This is a genomic window from Armatimonadota bacterium, from assembly GCA_039679645.1.
In the GTDB taxonomy this organism is placed as follows: Bacteria; Armatimonadota; UBA5829; order UBA5829; family UBA5829; genus UBA5829.
The window spans coordinates 83,740-103,364 of record JBDKUO010000039.1 but is presented as its reverse complement, the minus strand read 5'-3'; the positions used below and the strand labels follow the sequence as shown (position 1 = coordinate 103,364).

General features: G+C 50.9%; 16 protein-coding genes. 4 read left to right on the top strand and 12 right to left on the bottom strand.

Annotated elements, in window-relative coordinates:
- Window positions 1-17: 17 nt before the first annotated feature.
- Window positions 18-293, top strand: a complete 276-nt coding sequence (locus ABFD83_08355; protein ID MEN6357078.1) for a hypothetical protein — start codon at window positions 18-20, stop codon at window positions 291-293.
- A 51-nt stretch (window positions 294-344) separates the two neighbouring features.
- On the opposite strand, the gene ABFD83_08350 is transcribed toward ABFD83_08355, so the two are convergent.
- The 7 genes from ABFD83_08350 to ABFD83_08320 all read right to left on the bottom strand — a co-directional run bounded on the left by ABFD83_08350 (window position 345) and on the right by ABFD83_08320 (window position 7,898).
- Window positions 345-1,487 (bottom strand): Gfo/Idh/MocA family oxidoreductase, encoded by a 1,143-nt coding sequence (locus tag ABFD83_08350; GenBank protein MEN6357077.1) that lies wholly within the window; start codon window positions 1,485-1,487, stop codon window positions 345-347.
- Between the two features lie 224 nt (window positions 1,488-1,711).
- Window positions 1,712-1,978, bottom strand: coding sequence for a DUF5615 family PIN-like protein (locus ABFD83_08345; GenBank protein MEN6357076.1), 267 nt, complete (start codon window positions 1,976-1,978; stop codon window positions 1,712-1,714).
- An 86-nt stretch (window positions 1,979-2,064) separates the two neighbouring features.
- The gene (locus tag ABFD83_08340) at window positions 2,065-2,313 is read right to left on the bottom strand and encodes a DUF433 domain-containing protein (protein MEN6357075.1); all 249 of its coding nucleotides are present in this window, start codon (window positions 2,311-2,313) and stop codon (window positions 2,065-2,067) included.
- A gap of 64 nt (window positions 2,314-2,377) precedes the next feature.
- Window positions 2,378-3,541: a radical SAM protein gene (locus ABFD83_08335; protein MEN6357074.1), complete on the bottom strand. Its 1,164-nt coding sequence runs from the start codon at window positions 3,539-3,541 to the stop codon at window positions 2,378-2,380.
- Window positions 3,542-3,630: 89 nt separating this feature from the next.
- Complete coding sequence (locus tag ABFD83_08330; GenBank protein ID MEN6357073.1) at window positions 3,631-5,433, bottom strand: U32 family peptidase; 1,803 nt, start codon at window positions 5,431-5,433, stop codon at window positions 3,631-3,633.
- Window positions 5,434-5,713: 280 nt separating this feature from the next.
- Complete coding sequence (locus tag ABFD83_08325) at window positions 5,714-6,274, bottom strand: biotin transporter BioY (GenBank protein ID MEN6357072.1); 561 nt, start codon at window positions 6,272-6,274, stop codon at window positions 5,714-5,716.
- A gap of 223 nt (window positions 6,275-6,497) precedes the next feature.
- Window positions 6,498-7,898 carry a hypothetical protein gene (locus ABFD83_08320; protein MEN6357071.1) on the bottom strand — a complete coding sequence of 467 codons (1,401 nt, stop codon included), beginning with the start codon at window positions 7,896-7,898 and terminating at the stop codon, window positions 6,498-6,500.
- Window positions 7,899-8,017: 119 nt separating this feature from the next.
- On the opposite strand from ABFD83_08320, the gene ABFD83_08315 reads away from it, so the two are divergent.
- The 3 genes from ABFD83_08315 to ABFD83_08305 are packed head-to-tail and all read left to right on the top strand — an operon-like array spanning window position 8,018 to window position 12,014.
- On the top strand, window positions 8,018-10,324 hold the full coding sequence (locus ABFD83_08315) for an extracellular solute-binding protein (GenBank protein MEN6357070.1): 2,307 nt from the start codon (window positions 8,018-8,020) through the stop codon (window positions 10,322-10,324).
- Window positions 10,321-11,142, top strand: a complete 822-nt coding sequence (locus ABFD83_08310) for a carbohydrate ABC transporter permease (GenBank protein ID MEN6357069.1) — start codon at window positions 10,321-10,323, stop codon at window positions 11,140-11,142. Before ABFD83_08315 ends, ABFD83_08310 begins: the two co-directional genes overlap by 4 nt.
- A gap of 5 nt (window positions 11,143-11,147) precedes the next feature.
- Window positions 11,148-12,014, top strand: a complete 867-nt coding sequence (locus tag ABFD83_08305) for a hypothetical protein (protein MEN6357068.1) — start codon at window positions 11,148-11,150, stop codon at window positions 12,012-12,014.
- Window positions 12,015-12,173: 159 nt separating this feature from the next.
- Here ABFD83_08305 and ABFD83_08300 read toward each other — a convergent pair whose 3' ends face one another.
- The 5 genes from ABFD83_08300 to ABFD83_08280 all read right to left on the bottom strand — a co-directional run bounded on the left by ABFD83_08300 (window position 12,174) and on the right by ABFD83_08280 (window position 19,594).
- Window positions 12,174-13,781, bottom strand: a complete 1,608-nt coding sequence (locus ABFD83_08300) for a hypothetical protein (GenBank protein ID MEN6357067.1) — start codon at window positions 13,779-13,781, stop codon at window positions 12,174-12,176.
- Window positions 13,782-13,969: 188 nt separating this feature from the next.
- On the bottom strand, window positions 13,970-14,566 hold the full coding sequence (locus ABFD83_08295) for a hypothetical protein (GenBank protein ID MEN6357066.1): 597 nt from the start codon (window positions 14,564-14,566) through the stop codon (window positions 13,970-13,972).
- Window positions 14,567-15,203: 637 nt separating this feature from the next.
- Window positions 15,204-17,369 (bottom strand): Tex family protein, encoded by a 2,166-nt coding sequence (locus ABFD83_08290; protein ID MEN6357065.1) that lies wholly within the window; start codon window positions 17,367-17,369, stop codon window positions 15,204-15,206.
- A gap of 3 nt (window positions 17,370-17,372) precedes the next feature.
- Complete coding sequence (locus tag ABFD83_08285) at window positions 17,373-18,626, bottom strand: ATP-binding protein (GenBank protein ID MEN6357064.1); 1,254 nt, start codon at window positions 18,624-18,626, stop codon at window positions 17,373-17,375.
- Window positions 18,627-18,895: 269 nt separating this feature from the next.
- Complete coding sequence (locus tag ABFD83_08280) at window positions 18,896-19,594, bottom strand: hypothetical protein (protein ID MEN6357063.1); 699 nt, start codon at window positions 19,592-19,594, stop codon at window positions 18,896-18,898.
- Between the last annotated feature and the right edge of the window lie 31 nt (window positions 19,595-19,625).

The window sequence follows — 19,625 nt, the reverse complement described above, 5'->3', positions numbered from 1 at the left end:
GGAGGGGGGCGATCAGGATGACGGTAGTCGATTCGGCAATGACAAGAGAAGTTATGCGAGACATCTCAAAACGGTCGGCGTTGGATTTAGGCAGCCTGGATGTGCATGTGATGCACGGCATCATCTATCTTCGAGGCAGGCTGGAAAAGCTTAGAGGCGGGGATGATATGGACCTCCATGCAGAGCTTCATATGATCGTAAAATTATTAAGGCTCAAACCCGGAATAAGAGACGTTATCTGTGAAGTTGAGGTCGCAGGTCCAAAGCTGAGCCCACGACGGTATAAATATTAGTGTTTGTTTGCTCGGCCCGGCCCATTAAATGAGCCGGGCCTGTTTGAATTTTTAGACTTTCAGCTTCGGTATATCCACAGGCATGCCGCCGTTTCGCATAGACTGCGCTCCACAGCAGCCCGCCGCAACACTCATGCGCCCGTCAATAGGCGAGGCTATTGGAGCCTTGCCATCGATGACATAATCCAGGAACCCTTCAGTGATAACCGGATCAGCTCCACCGTGTGATCCCTTGGCTTCTTTGATCTTGTATGTGCGGTCCGAAAGCTCACGGTAGTCATTCGTGCGGCGAATCTTGACCCAGACCTTATTGGCTCTTTCGGACAACTCCACGCTGCCTTCGGTCCCGATAAATACATAGTTGCGCTCGTCATCCGGAGTGAAGTGACACTCCAGATAAGCTGCCTTTACGCCCGATTCAAGCTGCATAAGCAGGAAGTTGTTGTCCTCAATATCTACTTCCTTGCGCTTAGCGCATTGTATTAGTCTTTCCGAATGCGGAGTTTCGGCATAGCAAGTATCTTTTTCATCACAGATTCTGCAGTTGAGGTCGTTGGGTTTGTCGCCTCCGAAGAAGTCCATGTCGCCGAATGCCGTCACACGCTTGGCATATGACCCGCATATCCAGTGGATTATGTCGATATCGTGCGAGCCTTTCTGAAGCATAAGGGAAGTGCAGTTCTTTTTTGTGGCATGCCAATCGTGAAAATACCAGTGGCTGCCGCTCCATACGAAGTGACGCACCCATGCGGTCTTAATCTCGCCGATTGTTCCTGAGTCCACAACATCTTTCATGGTGCGGTATATGTTCATACACCGCATATTGAACCCGACCATCAGTTTCTTGCCGGTCTCTTTTTCTGTGCGGATAATGTGATCACAGCCTTCTATGGTGATAGCCATGGGCTTTTCAAGATAGACATGCTTGCCTGCCTGAAGCGCCGCGACCGCGTGCTCCTCGTGCATAAAGTCAGGCGAGGTGATCATTACTGCATCGATATCCTTGCGGTCCAGCATCTCGCGATAGTCGAGTGTCGTAAAGACCGAATCCCCAAAACGTGATCTGAAGTCGGCAAAATTTTCTTCTTTTACATCAACTCCGGCCACGACTTCGGCACGGCTGTTCTCTTTCCAATTGTTGGCAAGGTTTCCTCGCCCACATACTCCAATAACGCCTATTCTCAGCTTGTCCATTTCGTCCCCTCAATAACCGGCATGAACACAAACATGCCATTAATTCCACTGGCGGAGAGGCTGGAGTTACAACCTCATGCGCTTTGACTACTTTAGCATGCTGAGCTTGGAAAGGCAACAGGAAATTACAAGTTATTGTTCACATCGGTGATATTGCAACGCTTAACACTCGGCATATAACACCAGCAAGATGATAGGGGTGGAATTGGGGTAATTGGGTAAGGTTACTGATTAGCATTATGCAGTTTTGCGAAACGCACTTCTTTTTCAGTGACTATCACAAATGCATTTTCAATCCTTTTTGAATGGTAAGTAAGAAGTCCCATTACAGCCGCAACTTTTGCAGATGCTTTCTGATCGCGCAACCTAAGCAAAATTATGCCGCTATGGAGCTTGCCATCCCTGTAGATTTTTTCACCAAAGTCCTTGTCGTTGGTAACAAGTATTCTTTCTTCGACATGTGCCTTTTCGAGCACTACGTCGTCATCTATTCCACGTGCCTGTTAGACATCGTGGCCTTCTTCTCGCAACCAGCGTGCAACTGCAGGCCCAGTGCATTCATCCACTATGAACCGCATTATGATGCCTCTGCCAACAGCGGCAGGTAGTCCGTTTCGGACAGAGACTTACGTGCAAACAGCAGGCAAGCGCTTATATCATCCGGGACGAGTCCTTCATATTCCTCGATCAGATCATCTTTTGATGCGTCATGCGCAAGGCGGTCGATAATGTACTCGACCGTCAAGCGGGTTCCTTTAATAACTGGCTTACCCAGCATCACCTTAGGATTAATTACTATTCGCTCAAGCAACTGCGCATCATTCATTGCCATACCTCTGTCGATTTTACATGGTATGGATTTTACCATGTGCTTGGTTCAACAGCAACTCTTAATTTATAATGCCTGTTTCTTCATCAGTCAGATAGCACGCCGGGTCTGGTGCCCAGGTATTATTGTGCACAGCCTCTGCGCGGACGCGGAAGTTTCCGTTGCAGATATCCAGCCACTTGCACTTGCCGCATCTGCCCGTGAGCAGCGGCTTGCGATTTTTGAGACCTGCCATAAGCGTGTCGGATGTGTCATGCCAGATCTCGCCGAAAGCCCTTTCGCGGACATTGCCGAATGAGTAATGCCGCCAGAACTGATCGGCATGGACATTGCCCTCGTTGTCCACACAGGCGATGCTTATCCCGGAACTGTTGCCGCCGTTGGTCCGCAACAGCTTTAAGACATCTTCGGCTCTGCTCGATCCTTCACGGAGCATGCGCATATACAGATATGGCCCGTCGGAGTGGTTGTCTACAGTAAGGATGTCGATATTCAGCCCACGGCGGGAAAAGTCGGCAGTGCGGTCTATGATCTTATCGACTGCTGATCTTGTCTGCTCGTGCGTAAGGTCTGCTTTCTTGATAGAGCTGCCGCGGCCTGTGTAGACGAGGTGATAGAAACACGCCCTTGGAATGTGATGCTCCTCGATGAAGTCAAATATAGCGTCGAGCTGCTCATAGTTGTGCCGGGTAAGCGTTAGTCTGAGGCCACATTTCTGACCGGCGGCCACGCAGTTGTCGAACCCGCGCATAGCCGCCTCGAATGCGCCTGATTTGCCTCTGAAGTTATCGTTTTGCTCGCCGATGCCGTCCAGGCTGATCCCGACATAGCCGAACCCCGTCTGCTTGATGCGCTTGGCCATCTTCTCCGTGATGAGAGTGCCGTTAGTCGAGATTACGGACCGCATACCCAGCTCATTAGCCAGCGCAGCGTGCTCGAAGATATCTTCCCTGATCAGTGGCTCGCCGCCCGAAAAGAGCAATACAGGCGCGCCGAAGTCCGCAAGGGCGTGGATCATAGCCTGAGATTCATCGAAAGTAAGCTCATTCGGGTAGATTTTGTTGTCGGAGTCGGCATAGCAGTGGATGCACTTGAGGTTGCACCTGCGCGTGCAGTTCCACACCACAATCGGCTTCCTGGCCATCGCGCTTTGGCTCGCCCTGCCGTATCGCAATGCGTCGCCGGTGGTGGCTTTGCCGCAATATAGTTTGGTTATGTCTATCAATTCGCGCTCCGGTTCAAAGCAGATTCCTCACATTTGTTCGGAATGACAATATATATAAGCACGTTGCCCTTATAATGAACGGACCGGTTTTAACCGCAGAACAAGATATCCATCTCGCAGCGGGAGCAGTCAAAGCGCAGTTCGAGTTTATGCCCGTCCGAATCGACAAGAAACATCGGCTCTACCACTCGCTTTGATGAACCACAAAGGCCGACCTGACGTTTGATGCAATATCGAGTAGTCATAACTTTGCGGCCATGCATATTCAAGCCGGATTCAGCTGCCGGTTCGATAGAAGATACTCCATGACGATTATAAAACTGCCTGGCGCGGCTGTTCAGGACATTGCCCAGATAAGATAAATACGTGCCCGGATACGGCGCATCGTTCCTGATGATTTCCCCGTGAGCAATCGGACTGTTTGCCGCACGCGCTTTGATAAGTTCATCCAGTACGCCGCGCCGGAGAGCATTCAAAATCGATATCGGAATGAAGTAAATATCGTCAATCTCCAGCTTCACGTTCTTGCATGCAAAGATCGTTCCACCGGACTTGCCGAGCTGTTTATGAATATTATCCACAGCCTGTTCCGGCTTTTGCGCAATGACCTTCTCGCAGGCCATTGTAAACTCAGCCGAGTTGCCGCCCTCATCCGATACAGTCAGTTTCAGGCCATCATCGGTCTCATGCAAAGTCATGGAGACCTCAATAAGCCTTTCGGCCTTAGACTTCTGCAGTCGCATAAGAAATTCATGATCGTGATTGCGATAGATATAAGTGCCTTTTTCTATGCCGTCGAGCTTGTTCGGAATAATCGTCCTGCCTCGGACATCGTTTATCACGCTCCCACGAAGCTCGCCTGATTGATCGAAAAAGCAGATGCCGTCGCCGTTGTGCATAGAGACATTCGCATCGACTGTCACCCCGCGCGCGCTCACCGATGTCACTTTGCCCACAGGCTCGCCTACCATCTTAGGCGTTTCGATTGAACCCATATCTTCATCGCGGCCGTGCAGGAAGTAAGTCGTGTAACCCCGATTGAAAGTCTTGTTCACATCGGGCCGAATATCAATCCGACTCGTGCCAGATGACGACCTCTTCACGCCAAGCTCATCCAGCTTATGTCGATAAAAAGAGACCACATTGGTAACGTAAGACCTGTCCTTGAGCCTGCCCTCGATCTTAAAAGAACTCACTCCAGCCTCTATAAGGCCCGATAAGTGCTCGGAGAGGTTAAGGTCTTTGAGCGAGAGCAAATGTTTGTCGGGGATTATTGTCTTTCCCCGGTTATCGACCAGGCTGTATGACTTCCGGCAAGGCTGTGCGCACTCGCCTCTATTGCCGCTTCGCCCGCCCAGGGCATAGCTCATGTAGCACTGACCGCTGTAACAGACACACAGCGCCCCATGCACAAAGCACTCCAGCTCAATGTTATTTGTCGCTGCACGGATTGCTTTGATCTGCTCTAGCTCAAGCTCGCGCGCAAGGATCACCCTGTTTATGCCCACATCTTCAAGGAATGACACTTTTTCCGGGGTGTTATTGTGCATCTGCGTGCTTGCGATGATCGGGATGGGAGGTAGATCGCTCTCGAGCAGGCCGGTGTCTTGTATGATGAGTCCGTCTATGCCGATATCGTAGAGCTGCGAGATCAGAGCCAGGGCTTCGTCTATCTCGTCATCGCGCAGCAGAGTGTTGACGGTCACATATACCTTTGCCCAATACTTGTGCGCATGTCCGGCAAGGCTCGCGAGGTCTTCCAGGCTGTTTCCGACAGCCACTCTTGCGCCGAAACGCGGCGCGCCTATATATATTGCGTCCGCACCGCAGTCTATCGCCGCGAGGCCGCACTCAAGATCTTTTGCTGGAGCCAGAAGTTCGATGTTTTTCATAGTTGACGGTTTCAGTCTATTTAAGGTTCAAGGTCAGCGCCCCGAAACACAAAAAACAATAATCAATACAATCATATATACGTAAGTCGAGGGCAGGAATACCCCCGACTATCGTAAATTTTGAAATCTGCTTTTTCCCGGCGTAGGGTTCAAAGCAGATTCATCACTAATCCGAATTGCAACTACATCTTATTGATAAACAAATTCTGCAATTCGGATTACAAGTTCGGAATGACATATTTGAAACGTTTGCGATTCGCTCTATCATATCGGAGTAAGTTTACCTTGACCTCACAGTACAAAGCCTGGCCGCAATTACAACTTTGACAATATCGACGCCCACAAATGGGACTGCGCCGACCAGCCATGCGCTCAAACCGGCAAACAGGTGTCCGGGCCATATAGCGAGCCAGCAGACACCGAGTGTATGTATCACCCCTACTCCGATAAGCCCCGCCGCGCATGCAAATCTGAAGGATGCATCTACACGTGTCTCCATCAGCTTTCCGACCATATACGCAGCCGCGACAAACCCGACAAGATAGCCGACCGTCGGCCCGGCAAGGATCATCGGGCCTGACAAAGAGCCGCAAAAGACAGGCGCGCCCATCAGCCCTATGGCAATATACTCGATCTGCGAAAGCGCTCCAAGGCGGCTTCCAAGCACCATTCCACAGAATATAACTGCAAACACCTGGCCGGTCACCGGCACAGGGCTCACCGGCAGATAAAAAACAATCTTTGCGCAGACAGCCGTAAATGCAGCGCCGATAAGCGATGCGATCAACGCCTGATAACCTGTCAGTTTTCGACTTCTCACCTGAGTTAGAACGTGCATCATTAAACCTCTCGTTTCAGCAATCGACCAGTCATTTTAGCATCAATCGGTAAAAAATGGAATCCTGGAAGTGTATGAGGCAATTGCGATAAACGCCAAACCCAGCGATTAAAGTCACAGCCACAAAAAACACGAAGTCGGCCTGCGCCGACTGAAAAAAGGACGCTATTTACACTCAATCTACTTCGCATTACGCGTAGGCATTCATTATTTCTGAGCACTTGCTTTATAGATTGATCAGCGTAACGTGGAACGAAAGCCGCTGTATTCTGTTGCTCCAGCGAATCCAGGATGCCAGGCAATCACTACGCCAGCCATACACAGCCTCCCAGTCATAGAAATCATCATTATCGATATCATAGCTCAGCACCAATCCGATAGTGTGCTTACTAAAGTTGGCTTGAAAAGCGCCTTGAAACTCGTGATAGATATCCACGTCGTCGAACTGGAAGGGTGTCACACCGCTCTGGCTGCGGGCTATATATCTGATCGACGCAAACGATGAGTTGACAAACAAATGGCTGGCATCAACTGCGAAGGCAGACTGTTGATAGCTGTCGGAATTGCTGTAGGCCGACCATGCATGCGAGATTACCGGCTGAAGAGTCGTAGACGGACCAAGCGGAATTATGTTCAAGCTCGCGGTGGCTACGAGCTGATCACGATCAATAAAGCCGACAGAACTTGGCACCTCTTTATAATGCCCCCATGATGCGATGACCTCGGGATAAATGTCCAGTCTGGGGTCGAGTTTTGTCTTGGTGAAATTGAGCTGCCTGCCTATATAGCGAAGCCCAAGCTCAGGCTGCCTGTATACGACTAGATTGTCGTTTTCAATGTCATAGGTCCGCTGCTTTAGTGTAAAACTGCCGAAACCTCTCAGTCGAGCCGCATCTGTTGGTTCAAGCATCTCGGGCGGACATGACCCTCCGACAGGCTGCTTCGGCAGGTCCAGAACATTGGAGCGAAGCGAATCATAGGTCAGGAAACGCCCAGGGAAATGGTCCAAATTGCCGTCTATGCCATATTCACCGTTCAACTGCCCCTGCACGCCGTCTTTAGTGGTAAGGCGTATGTCCGCTGTTGTATGGAACTGATCGTTGTCGATTATTCGCAGGACCTGCGAGAGCGTAAAACCCTCATCCTTGTTGAACCCGGGAGTGGGAAAGACATTTGTGGACGCACTCGCCCCACCCGTTCTGAGCTTTATCGAAGGCAGCGTCAACACCCTTAAATTGCCCAAATAGAGAGATGCATTGCGGGCGCGAAGTTTTCTGTTCGGCAACAGAGTCACTTCACTTGCTCGAAGATGATAGTCCGGCCTTTTTGCAGTGCATGTTGTAAAAATAACATCGCGCATCGTGCCCGTGCGAGTGTTATAGTCATACTCGGCCGTTGATGCTCGCAGTCGAGTCGAACCGCGCTGAAAAAGCACATTGCCGTCAGCCCATATCTTCGACCCCAGCAGCCCCCACTCTCGGGCTTCAACGCTAATTTTCTCCGGCTGGTCGCTGATGCAGACTGGCTGCGGGCGCACGACATCCGGCTCGCCGACAGTATCCTGAGCAAACGAGGCGGCATATGCCGATAATAACATACAGAGGATTAAGCTAATACGCAGTTTCATTGCAGGGCCAATCTAACACAGCAGTTGCGTCATTGTCAATTGTAGACGCCGGGAACTGGGCAATATGGCCCATCGTAGTGTTTACATAAATGAGATTTTCAACTATATTGGATGACTATATGAGAACTCGACTATTACTTATCACAACTATCCTTTTATTTGCTCTCCCGCTTGCAGCGCAGGCGAAGGAGACGATTGTCTTCTGGTACGGAGCTTCACAGGACGAGCGCGCAGCATACGAGAAGATGATCGCCGACTTTGAGAAGCAAAACCCGGACATCAAGGTCAACGCGATGCTTGTTCCGCAAAAGTATGTGGAGCAAAAGCTGATACTCTCGGTGGCGGGAGGAGTGCCGCCGGATGTGGTGCGTTTTTACGCGCATCTTGGCGGTGAGCTGATGTCTCGCGGCGGCCTTGAGCCACTCGATGACCTGATAGGGCGGGATAAGTTTGACCTCAAAGATTTCTACAAAGTTGGACTGGAACAAAACACCTATGCAGGCAAGCTGTATGGTGTGCCCTGGGTCCTAAGCCCCAATGCGCTCTTTTATAACAAGAGGCTGTTCAAGATAGCCGGGCTAAACCCTAACAAACCTCCACAAACATGGGCACAACTCGAAGACTATGCAATGAAGCTCACCAAGCGTGACTCCAAAGGCCGGATCGAGCGCATAGGCTATGCTGACTTTCTATATAATCCAAACAACTTCACCATGTATCTCTGGCAGTCCAATGGTGAGCTGCTATCGAAAGACGGCAAGAAAGCTATATTTAACAGCCCGGAAGGCGTCTGGGCGCTGACATGGATGAAGTCTTTCCTTGATCGCGAAGCAGGCGGAGTAAAGGCGCTGCAGACTTTTTCTGCAAACTTCAAGGGAGCCACACAGGACCCATTCGGCCAGGAAATGGTCGCGATGCGCATAGACAGCCCGTTTCGCATACCTGACCTGAAAAAATATTTCCCTAAGCTTGACTACGGAGTAGCCGGGATTCCTTATAAGGACAAACCGGCGATTGAAGTGGTAGGCAACTCTCTCATAATCCCCAGGGGCAGCAAGCACCGCGAGGCCGCCTGGAAATTCATAAAATTCGCATCCAGCCCGGAGCAGCTTGCCGCTATATGCAAAGTGGCCGGTCGAATACCGGCAAGGGTGTCGGTAGCGCACAGGCCGGAGTTCTATTCCGACCCGATCACACGCGCATTTGTAGACCAGATACCTTATGGCCGCACCATCCCGATAGTGCCGGGCTGGCAGGAAGTTTCGGACACTCTCGCTCGAAATATCGAAAGAGCTCTGAAAGGCCAGGCAGCGCCGGGGGCTGCATTGGATGCATCCGCAAAGTCTGCCGACAAGATTCTGGCTAAGGCCACAGAAAGCATGGCCCGGTTCCCGGTCGTGCCATGGAAGACACTGGGAATCATTGCATTCAGCGCTCTGGCTATCACACTTGTTGGGGTTGTAATCTACGTCCGCAAACATACGCACGGAAGCAGGTCGGCTCGAAAAGAAGCTGCGACGTTTTATCTGTTCGCCTCACCGTGGATAGTCGGTTTTCTGGTTTTCACTCTAGGCGCAATGCTTGCGTCGCTGGTGATCAGCTTCAGCAAATGGGACGCGCTTTCCCCAGCCCACTTCATCGGGCTGCGCAACTATTCAGACCTGTTCACCGCAGACTCAAGGTTCTTCAAAGCCCTGTGGGTCACAGGCTATTATGCGGTCTTCAGTATTCCGCTTGCGATCGTGGGCGGGCTGGGAGTATCGGTCCTGATGAACCAGAAAGTCCTGGGGATACGCCTTTTCCGCACTATGTATTATCTGCCGGTGGTGATCTCGGGCGTCGCGACGTCCATGCTCTGGCTGTTTGTGTTTAACCCGACTACAGGCATTCTCAATAAACTTTTAACCCTCAATATCATTCCCGGCATCTCAAACGGCCACTTAGCCTGGCTGCCGATATGGGCGAACCCGCCGAGCTGGCTGCTGGACCCGGCATGGTCGATGCCGGCGTTCATCATAATGGGGTTCTGGGGAGTCGGCGGTGCGATGATAGTCTACCTTGCCGCGCTCCAGGGAATCCCCGAGGAACTATACGAGGCTGCTAAGCTCGACGGAGCAGGTCCTTGGAAAGTATTCAGGCACGTCACACTGCCGCTGCTCACACCTGCGATATTCTACCAGCTCGTAGTGGGCACGATGTATTCACTGCAGATGTTCACGCAGGCTTATATCATGACGAACGGCGGGCCTGAGGACTCGACGCTCTTCTACGCACTCTACCTCTGGAAGAACTCGTTCGAGTGGATGAAGATGGGCTACGGCTCGGCCATGGCGTGGATACTTTTCCTGATCGTGCTGCTGGTCACTCTGTTCCACCTCAAGGGGTCGCAGCGATGGGTCTATTACGAGGGGTCTAGTCAAAAATGAAGTATATTCGCATTGCACTTACATATCTGCTTATATTCGCCGGGGCGGCGCTGTTTCTGATACCGCTGTTGTGGATGGTCACAGTCTCACTGAGCACGCCAGAGCAGGTCGCCCAGCCGGGAATTCACTTATTTCCGACGCAGTTCAAGTGGGACAACTACAAGACTGCCCTCACGCTTATGCCCTTCGGCAGATATGCGACTAACACAATCATAGTGACATTCTTTGCGGTCCTGGGCGGAATGCTTTCGAGCGCGATGGTAGCGTTTGCATTCGCCCGGCTCAAGGCTCCGGGCAAGGATACTCTGTTCATACTGATGCTGAGCACTATGATGCTGCCTGCGATGGTCACGATGATACCGCTATTTATTATCTTCAAGAACCTCGGCTGGTATGACACACTGCTGCCGCTGATTGTGCCCGCATTCTTCGGCAATGCATTTTATATCTTTTTGATGCGGCAGTTCTTCCTCACTATCCCCGTGGAACTGGAAGAGGCCGCAAAAATAGACGGCTGCGGAACATTCCGAATCTTCTGGCAGATAATTATGCCCCTGTCTAAACCCGTTTTAGTAAGCGTTGCCGTGTTCTCGTTTGTAGCGCACTGGAATGACTTCCTTACGCCCCTCCTGTATTTAAACTCAGTCGATAAGCGCACACTCGCCCTTGGCCTTGCCACATTCTCGGACGTATGGGGAGTGGATATAGTCTCTCTTATGGCCGCGTCAACTGCAGTCCTGCTGCCCGTTCTCATTATCTTCTTCCTGGCGCAGAGGTATTTTGTGCAGGGAGTTGTGATGACCGGGCTGAAGGGATAAATCAAATGACATCATTTTCAGAGCGTTATGGCTATAAACCCGTCAGGGATATTCTTCAGTTAGAAACAATGGACGAGTTACTAAAAACGCGACTATGGAATGTGATATACAACGAACTTACCACTTGGCATACAATGCCAGGCAATTCGCCTCATACGCAAAAAAAACAGAAAGAATGTTTATACCATATTAAATCGCTATGGTGCGATTTCCTTTGCAAACCTGCCAACAAAATGCCTATACGGGAAGAACAGTTTTGGTTTGAACTTAACGAATGGTTCTCAAGAGCCAGTTGGTATGAGATCTATGATCTCATAGAAGCATTAGCATTGCGAACTTCTCTACTCTTTCAAAAACGCTGCAACGAGGCATTGGAAAAAGAAATGGCAGGCTATCGACTTGTAGATAAACAGATAGCACCGATCACAAATGAAGAAGAACTTACAAGCGTACAGAATGCGCTCTCAAATGAGCCTCTATTTGAAGGAGCACGCCATCATCTCAAATCCGCTCTTGAGCTTCTATCCAATCGCGAAAATCCAGACTACAGAAACTCTATAAAGGAATCAATAAGCGCAATAGAATCTGCATGCAGAGTCATAACAGGAGACCATAAAGCAGAACTCGGTAAAGCTCTGGACATGTTGGATAACAAACTCAAAATCCATGGTGCATTGAAATCTGGCTTTAAGAGCCTTTATGGTTATACAAGTGATGAAGGCGGCATTCGACACGCAATGCTTGAACAACCTGATTTGAATCAGGAAGATGCACTTTATATGCTTGTTACCTGTTCTGCTTTTCTAAATTATTTGGCAGCAAAGAGTGAAAAGGCGAATTCAGCAACAAGCCAACTTAATGTTGGAATATGAAATCCCATTATGCGTTGTTTCGGAGATCGTCGGGGATTTGAATCCTCGATGCACGTATGTGGGACTTAAGTCCCAGTAATTCTGTTCGCTTGAACATACATGGGATTAAAATCCCAAATACAGAGGTCCGAGATTCAAATCCCGGACCATCAGGGATGTCTACGGCTGTATCTCTGCGTCTATGCGGACAACATTCTTTCCGTGTTTTGCAGTGAAATGAAGTCTATCTGGGCCGTCAAAAGCCAGTCCGTCCATATACTGATCATACTTCAAACCCTCGACCCCGTCGACAACAAGAAAGCATTTTGAGTCTCTCTGAGCTATGTAGGCGATGCGATTGCCGTCGGGGCTGAAAACCGGTTGTGTGACATCATCATATAGCTTGCCTTGGGTTCCGTCCACGACAATGAGCCATTGATCGCCACGTTGATTCATGAATGCAATTCGCTTCCCATCAGCCGAGAAGACTGGCGCCAAAGATGGATCAAGCCGTTTACACCAGTCGCCATCAGTCTCCTGGCCGGGTACTCCATCAACAATGACACACCATCTCTTGCCGGGCTTGGCCCAATATGCCACTCTGGTCCCATCTGGAGTCAGAACAGGAGTGCACACGTCTTTGTATGCCTTTCCCTCAACGCCATCGTGGACAACAACCCAGCCCTTACCGTATTTGGCAGAATATGCCACGTGTTGACAGTTCTCACTATTCACCACGCGACCGATTTCGCTGTAATCTTTGCTTTCTGTCCCATTAGAAACAGCGAACCATTTCTTGTCTTGCCTGGCTTTGTAGGCGATTTGTCCTGCATCTGGGTTGCTCTGCTGAGCAATTACCTCATCATATTCCTTGCCCTCTGTTCCATCAGAGACGATGAACCATTTCTTATCTCGAAAGGCAGCATAGTTCACATTCTTGGAGTCATGACCGAACCAAGGCTTTACGACTTTGTCATATTCCTTTTGTTCTATTCCGTCCACGACTGCAAACCACTTGCCTTCACGCTTCGCCGCATAAACAAATCTCTTGGAATCCGGACTGAACATTGCTGTCTCTATGTCATCGTATTCTTTGCTTTCTATTCCGTCCATCACCACAAGCCATTTTGTTCCACGCTTGGCTTCGTATGCTACTCTCTTACCATCAGGACTAAAGAAAGGAACCGAGGCATAGTCATAAGCGCGTCCCTCTACTCCGTCTACGGCTACTCGCCAGTTGCTGCCTTGTTCTCCTCGGTATGCTACTCGCGACCCGTTCTTGCTGTAGATGAGATCTGGTCCATCCTTTATGCTGTCGACGGATCTTGCCGGTACGGATATGCCCAAACCAGAATAACCAAGCGACTTGCGTTCGCGCTGAGTGAGATTGTATGCGTTGTTGGTCCACTCGCCGCACTTCAGCGCCAGTGCATCAGTTGACGGGTCAACGTCCGGATTGGTAACCAATAGCCATCCGCCACTCGGGTATTCATCGCCTTGCATGTAGCCCACAAAAACGAAATTGCCGTCGGCTGTGAGTTTGGCCGTGGCGGGCATACTTTTTGAGTAGCTTTTTCCATCGAATTCATTTCCGGTGACTCCGTTGATACAGACCTTCCATTTGACACAGACAGAGCTGTCAGTCTCTATTGTCCGTATTGCGACCGGCCATGGGCTCTCCTTTTCGATGATCTTGACTTCGCTAACAGCACAATCCGGCAGCCGGAAAATCATCGCCAGTGCAACCGCGGTTATTAGCCCAAGTCTGAATGCGTACGTTCTCATCATGCGTCCTCCTCCTGATCTGTTTGTGTTGAGCATTGGCGCGTATCAGACGAACCTCTCGTCGTCGCTCCAACGCCTTGATTTTCTTTTATGCTTCGGGAATGGCACCAAGCACACCACCTGACTTGAACAATTTCTGTTTCCTAATCAACCCAAATTGGATTGCACAGAAACAGATAAGGATATATTTGCTATAAAGTTCGTATTAGTGGTATGAATGGCTGATCGCTTACAATCCATTTACTGTTCCAAATATGAGGTGGAACGAATGCTTCGCTGTAAGACCTCACAAGCTGCTGCCAGTCAGTATCATCTATAAACGGATTGCCGCGGTCACACATATCGACAGCGTGAGTAAAACCGAGGTAGACCAGTATTACTGGAATACCTAGCTCAGTTAACTTCCAAGCCCATGCAAAACGATTAGACATCTGATAATTACTGTCGCGAGACAGTTTCCAACCCGCCATAATGTGATTCAAACCTATATTCGCTTCTTCAATAGCATCGCCAATCCGTGCATGGTTGAGCCTTTGAGTCTCCGTTGCCTCAGCTTCGATATTCTTGCCCACCTTCTCAGAAATCAATTCCTGGTCATGCGCCTTGGCCTCTACCAGTAATAAGCCATTCTTCCCTTCAATCCTACATGTGCTGGCGATGTCCCAGTTGGGAGTTGTCGCAGGTTTGTATGTCCACCATGATTTTAACTTCTCGGAAACATCATCAGGTAGAAGATATGAAGCTTTATCAAGCTGTGCTTCATCTACTTCATCAAATCCTTTCGGCATCCATTTATCATCAGAGCTTACTACACCCCACGGAGAAATTAATTTAGTTAACCTTGCAGTAACTTTATCATCCGATCCGTGTGTTAGAAGGTGGCACCGAGGCTTGCTACCTCGTCGACATTTGTGTGGAAGATTACATAATTTGCCAAAATATAATCCATTATCCATCTAATTCACCAATTTTCGTGTTTCGGGAACTTGTTCCCGAAACGAACTGACCTAACGCCAACAACCTCACCCGCATTCTATCCTCAACCAACCAGCTTGTCAATATCAATCTCGAACATTATGAGACTATCATCGTACATTTGCGTCGATTTGCCGCCTCCCACAAGGCACAAACCGGTGTATTCACAAATAGTGAACAACATTTAGTTGAAATACCATGGTCTGTTAACTACATTTTGGCCTAGAAGCCGTCTTATAATTATGGGAGAGAATGCTTCGCGGACGTATGTCCCGAAGCCTCGTGTGGACGCTTCGGAGCATACGCTCGCGAAGCATCTTAGCAAGAGGAATGAATTAATGATATAAAAAAAACAAGCCAAAACGAACTCCCCACGCTCAATAATCCGAATTTCACGCTCAGTTCGTTTTGCAAATATTCTGTATTCTACGTATTCAGTTTCGAGCGCAGTCAGATACCGCGCCCGACCATATTTTGCTGGACCCGGCTGTCCTTCATAGAAAGCGCAATCCTTTTGCGAGGGATATCTACGTCGATCACAGTGACCATCACCTTCTGATGCACTTTCACAATCTCGTTTGGGTCTCTGACAAACTTATCGGCAAGATGGCTGATGTGGACAAGGCCGTCCTGGTGCACGCCTATATCGACGAATGCGCCGAATGCGGTTACATTGGTGACTATCCCCGGCAGCTTCATACCGACCTTGAGGTCTTCCATCTTCTCGACCCCATCGGCGAACTGGAAAAGCTCGAACTTTTCGCGCGGGTCGCGGCCCGGCTTTGCTAGTTCGTCCAGAATATCGTGCAGCGTGGGCAGGCCAACTTTATCGCTGACATATTTGTCCAGGCTTATCTGCCTAGCCAGCGCCTGATCGCCGATCATTTCAGTCACGGACCGCCCCAAATCCCGACTCATCTCGTCGACTATATGATAGCTTTCAGGATGGACAGCGCTTGAGTCGAGCGGGTTCTTGCCGCCTCTGATCCGAAGGAACCCCGCAGCCTGCTCAAATGCCTTGGGGCCGAGACCCTTAATTTTCTTGAGCTGCTGGCGCGAGGCAAATGGGCCGTTCTCATTACGGTGCTCGACTATGTTTGACGCGAGCTTTGGTCCAAGCCCGGATACATACGTCAAGAGCTGCTTGCTGGCGGTATTCACGTCCACACCGACACCGTTCACGCAGCTCATCACCACATCGTCCAGGCTCCGTTTAAGCGCGCCCTGGTCGACATCATGCTGGTACTGCCCTACACCTATCGACTTCGGGTCGATCTTGACCAGTTCAGCCAGAGGGTCCATCAGCCGCCTGCCTATAGAGACCGACCCGCGCACGGTGACATCATAATCGGAAAACTCATCGCGTGCCGCATCCGACGCCGAGTAGATCGACGCCCCGGACTCGTTCACCATCACAATCGGGATCGAGCCGGGCAGATTCAGCGCTCTGACGAAAGTCTCGGTCTCGCGGCTGGCGGTGCCGTTGCCGATCGCAATCACCTCTATGCTGAACTTTTTGCACAGGTCGATGACGATCTTCCCCGCGTCAATCGCTTTGGACCCGCCGGTGTGCGGATATATATTGTCGTTGTGGACGAGCTTGCCCTGACGATCCAGACAGACCACTTTGCAGCCGGTGCGGAACCCCGGGTCCAGCGCGAGCACGTTCTTCTGGCCCAGAGGCGGCGCAAGCAGCAGATCTCGAAGGTTTGCGGCAAATACCCGGATAGCTTCTTCATCGGCCCGGCGCTTGAGGTCGTTACGTATCTCAGTCTCCATGGACGGCCCGAGCAGCCGCTTGTAACTGTCGTCAACAGCCATCTGAACCTGCTCGGACGATTCTCCCTTGCCCGTCACGAAAAACCTGTGCAGCATCGTTGCGGCTTCCTGCTCGGACGGCGCGATGCGGAGCTTCAGGAAGCCCTCGTTTTCTCCGCGCATCATCGCGAGAATTCTATGCGACGGAGCTTGAGTGACCGGCTCTTTCCAGTCGAAATAGTCCTTAAATTTGGCGCCCTCTTCCTCTTTATTCTTGACAACGCTGGAGGTCATTATGGATTTGGTCGAATACAGCTCCCGCATATGCGCACGGGTCTGCTGGTCCTCGCTGACATTCTCAGCGATAATGTCGCGGGCACCGGCAAGCGCCTCGTCAACTGACGCGACCCCTTTCTCCTCGCACACAAACGCAGCCGCTTCATTTTCCAGGTCAACGGCTTTCTGAGCAAATATGAGATCGGCAAAAGGCTCAAGCCCCTTTTCACGGGCGATGGTAGCGCGGGTGCGTCGTTTGGGCCGATACGGCAGGTATATGTCTTCAAGCTCGGCCATTGTCTCGGCAGCTTGAATTTGAGCACTCAATTCATCGGTGAGCAGTTCGCGTTCAGTCAGCGAGTCGATAATGGCCTCGCGGCGTTTGTCTAGCTCGGCAAGCTGGGCCAGGCGGTCGCGAATGGCAGCGATCTCCACTTCGTCGAGCGAGCCGGTGACCTCCTTGCGGTATCGAGCTATAAAAGGCACGGTGGCATCCTGCTCCAGAAGCTCCGCCGTAGCCTGGACTTGTCCGGGTCTAAGATTGAGCTCATGTGCAATTTTGGATATATGTTCAGAGTTCATCAACTACCTCATAAGCCCTTTCTCGCCGATCCAATAGTCCACAAACTGGCGCGCGCTGCGGCCTGATCGCGCGTGCTGCCAGGAAAGTGCGCTCTTTCGCAGGTCTTCGGTCATCTCGATATCCGCGCGTGAGGCAAGGGTCTCGACTATCTTCAAAAACTCGTCCTGGTCAGGCGCGAGGAACGGCAGCTTGATCCCGAACCGGTCTGAAAGTGAGAGCTTCTCCTGCATAGTGTCGCCGGGATGCACCTCATCGTCATTCTTCTGGCGGTCCGAGAAGCGCTCTTTCACTATATTGCGTCTGTTCGAGGTGGCATACAGCGCCACGTTCACCGGTCTGGCTTCCAGACCGCCCTCCAGCACCGCCTTGAGCGCCTTATACTGAGTCTCATTCTCCTCAAAGGAGAGGTCATCTATAAAGAGTATGAACTTCTCGGGACGCTTGCGCAGGATCGAGAGGATGTCCGGCAGTTCGGTGAGATCGTCCTTAGCGACTTCCACCAGTCGCAGCTTGCGCTGGGCATACTCATTGAGCATGGCTTTAACTGTCGAGGACTTGCCCGTGCCGCGGTCACCGTATAGGAGCATATTGTTGGACGGCAGACCCGCCAGCAGTTTCTGAGTATTTCGAGAGACAGCCTCGCGCTGCCATTCATATTCTACCAGGTCGTCCAGGCGGATCGGGTCGGGAGATTCTATGCCCTTGAGTTTGCCTCCGCTTGCTGCTCTCAGCCACCTGAAGGCATAATATTTGCCGAAAAGTCCCGTGCCGCTCGAAGAGTAATAACCGGCGATTCGTTCGAGACACGCTGGCCAGTCGCTGCATCCGCTCAGCAATCTCTTGATATCCATTAGGCGTTCATCCACCCGTGAGGCGGCTATCGGCTTGAATGTGTCCAGAGAAGGGTAGCCCGCCAGGATAGAGTCGATATCGGTATCATACATATCCTTAAGGGCTTTGAGTTCAGTGCCGACCTGGCTCACCAGGGACTCCCCCATCCCATCGATGCCGACCATCTCGGCCTTGCGCGCGAATATATTGTCATCGGCAAGGATCACATTCATAAGGTGATTCTGCCATGCGTTTCCTACAACAGGCTGGCTCGCCATCTCGGCGCTCTCAGCCAGGATCGCAAACAAAGATGCCCTGGCGCGCTCATCATCCGTCTTATTATCATCGAGCATGTCCAGCATCAGCCTGACAGCCGCATCATCCAGGACCGAGCCGAATATCGATATACGTTCCGCAACACCCATTACTGCAACCTCCGATTACATCGATATTCTAGTCCGCTGAGGTGGGATGGTCAAGGTCAATATTCTGTTGGGGCAGATTTGCAATCTGGCCCCTTTGGGGCAATTTCGGACTCTGTGATCCCGGTTAGCTGCTAAGTTTGCATATAAGCGTTAGGTGATGGCATCAGAGATGCCATTTTGCCCTTTTCGGCGCAGATTTTAAATCTGTCCGAACAAAAGCACAGGAATTTTCGGAGGTGCAGACTAGAAGGATCGTTATAAAATGTCGCTTACTGGGACCAACCCAGAATCTTTGAGTAGACTGCTGAGTCCGGTGCTATGCCGAATGACGTTAGGTGTTCGCGTATCATAACTTCAGCTTTGACGCGACCCAGGCGGTCGGCGGCGGTAAGCATATCCGGAACCCAGCGCTCGACCAAGTCCCATATATAACCGTATGTGCCCATGGTCCGGCCTGTAATACCGGTCTTTGTGATGATGAACTGCCTGTCGAAATCGTGGAGGACGCGGTCAGCGGCAGCTTTCGCGCTCGGAGTAAGTTGGCGTTTCAATTCTTTTATGGGAATTGGGCCGCTCGCCTCGATGATGTCGTAAATCAGCCTATGTTCCGGTGTGAGCACACCATTGAAGAGGAGTTCATCGTAAACCGCGCCGTTTGTGGCCATGAATGCCGGCAGCATCGCGTATGAGATGAAGCCAGGCTGGCCGCCGAAGACTCGCGTGTAGTAGATGCGCTTTTCGATATGCAGATCGTCTTTCCAGAACCAGGGGTGCGACACACTTGGGTCGACCTCGGCAATCACTGCGCTTTGATTAGGAAAATGCGGAAACTTGGGCAGTTCTTTACTTGTGCAGCAGCCTACTGAGTCCACAAAGCGGACCATGTCATCAGGCGCGCGGACTTTGCCTGACCATTGCTCGCGCCAGAGGTTTGGTTGTTGCGGGGGTGTTTTCTTTGTATGTGCCAAGAGACTAACTTCCTTTGAGATATCATAGCAC

Coding starts and splice junctions, on each gene's coding strand:
- ABFD83_08330 (MEN6357073.1), bottom strand. CDS start 5,433: ATGAAAAACATCGAACTTCTGGCTCCAGCAAAAGATCTTGAGTGCGGC.
- ABFD83_08340 (MEN6357075.1), bottom strand. CDS start 2,313: ATGAATGATGCGCAGTTGCTTGAGCGAATAGTAATTAATCCTAAGGTG.
- ABFD83_08310 (MEN6357069.1), top strand. CDS start 10,321: ATGAAGTATATTCGCATTGCACTTACATATCTGCTTATATTCGCCGGG.
- ABFD83_08315 (MEN6357070.1), top strand. CDS start 8,018: ATGAGAACTCGACTATTACTTATCACAACTATCCTTTTATTTGCTCTC.
- ABFD83_08295 (MEN6357066.1), bottom strand. CDS start 14,566: ATGCCGAAAGGATTTGATGAAGTAGATGAAGCACAGCTTGATAAAGCT.
- ABFD83_08305 (MEN6357068.1), top strand. CDS start 11,148: ATGACATCATTTTCAGAGCGTTATGGCTATAAACCCGTCAGGGATATT.
- ABFD83_08325 (MEN6357072.1), bottom strand. CDS start 6,274: ATGATGCACGTTCTAACTCAGGTGAGAAGTCGAAAACTGACAGGTTAT.
- ABFD83_08300 (MEN6357067.1), bottom strand. CDS start 13,781: ATGATGAGAACGTACGCATTCAGACTTGGGCTAATAACCGCGGTTGCA.
- ABFD83_08320 (MEN6357071.1), bottom strand. CDS start 7,898: ATGAAACTGCGTATTAGCTTAATCCTCTGTATGTTATTATCGGCATAT.
- ABFD83_08290 (MEN6357065.1), bottom strand. CDS start 17,369: ATGAACTCTGAACATATATCCAAAATTGCACATGAGCTCAATCTTAGA.
- ABFD83_08355 (MEN6357078.1), top strand. CDS start 18: ATGACGGTAGTCGATTCGGCAATGACAAGAGAAGTTATGCGAGACATC.
- ABFD83_08285 (MEN6357064.1), bottom strand. CDS start 18,626: ATGGGTGTTGCGGAACGTATATCGATATTCGGCTCGGTCCTGGATGAT.
- ABFD83_08350 (MEN6357077.1), bottom strand. CDS start 1,487: ATGGACAAGCTGAGAATAGGCGTTATTGGAGTATGTGGGCGAGGAAAC.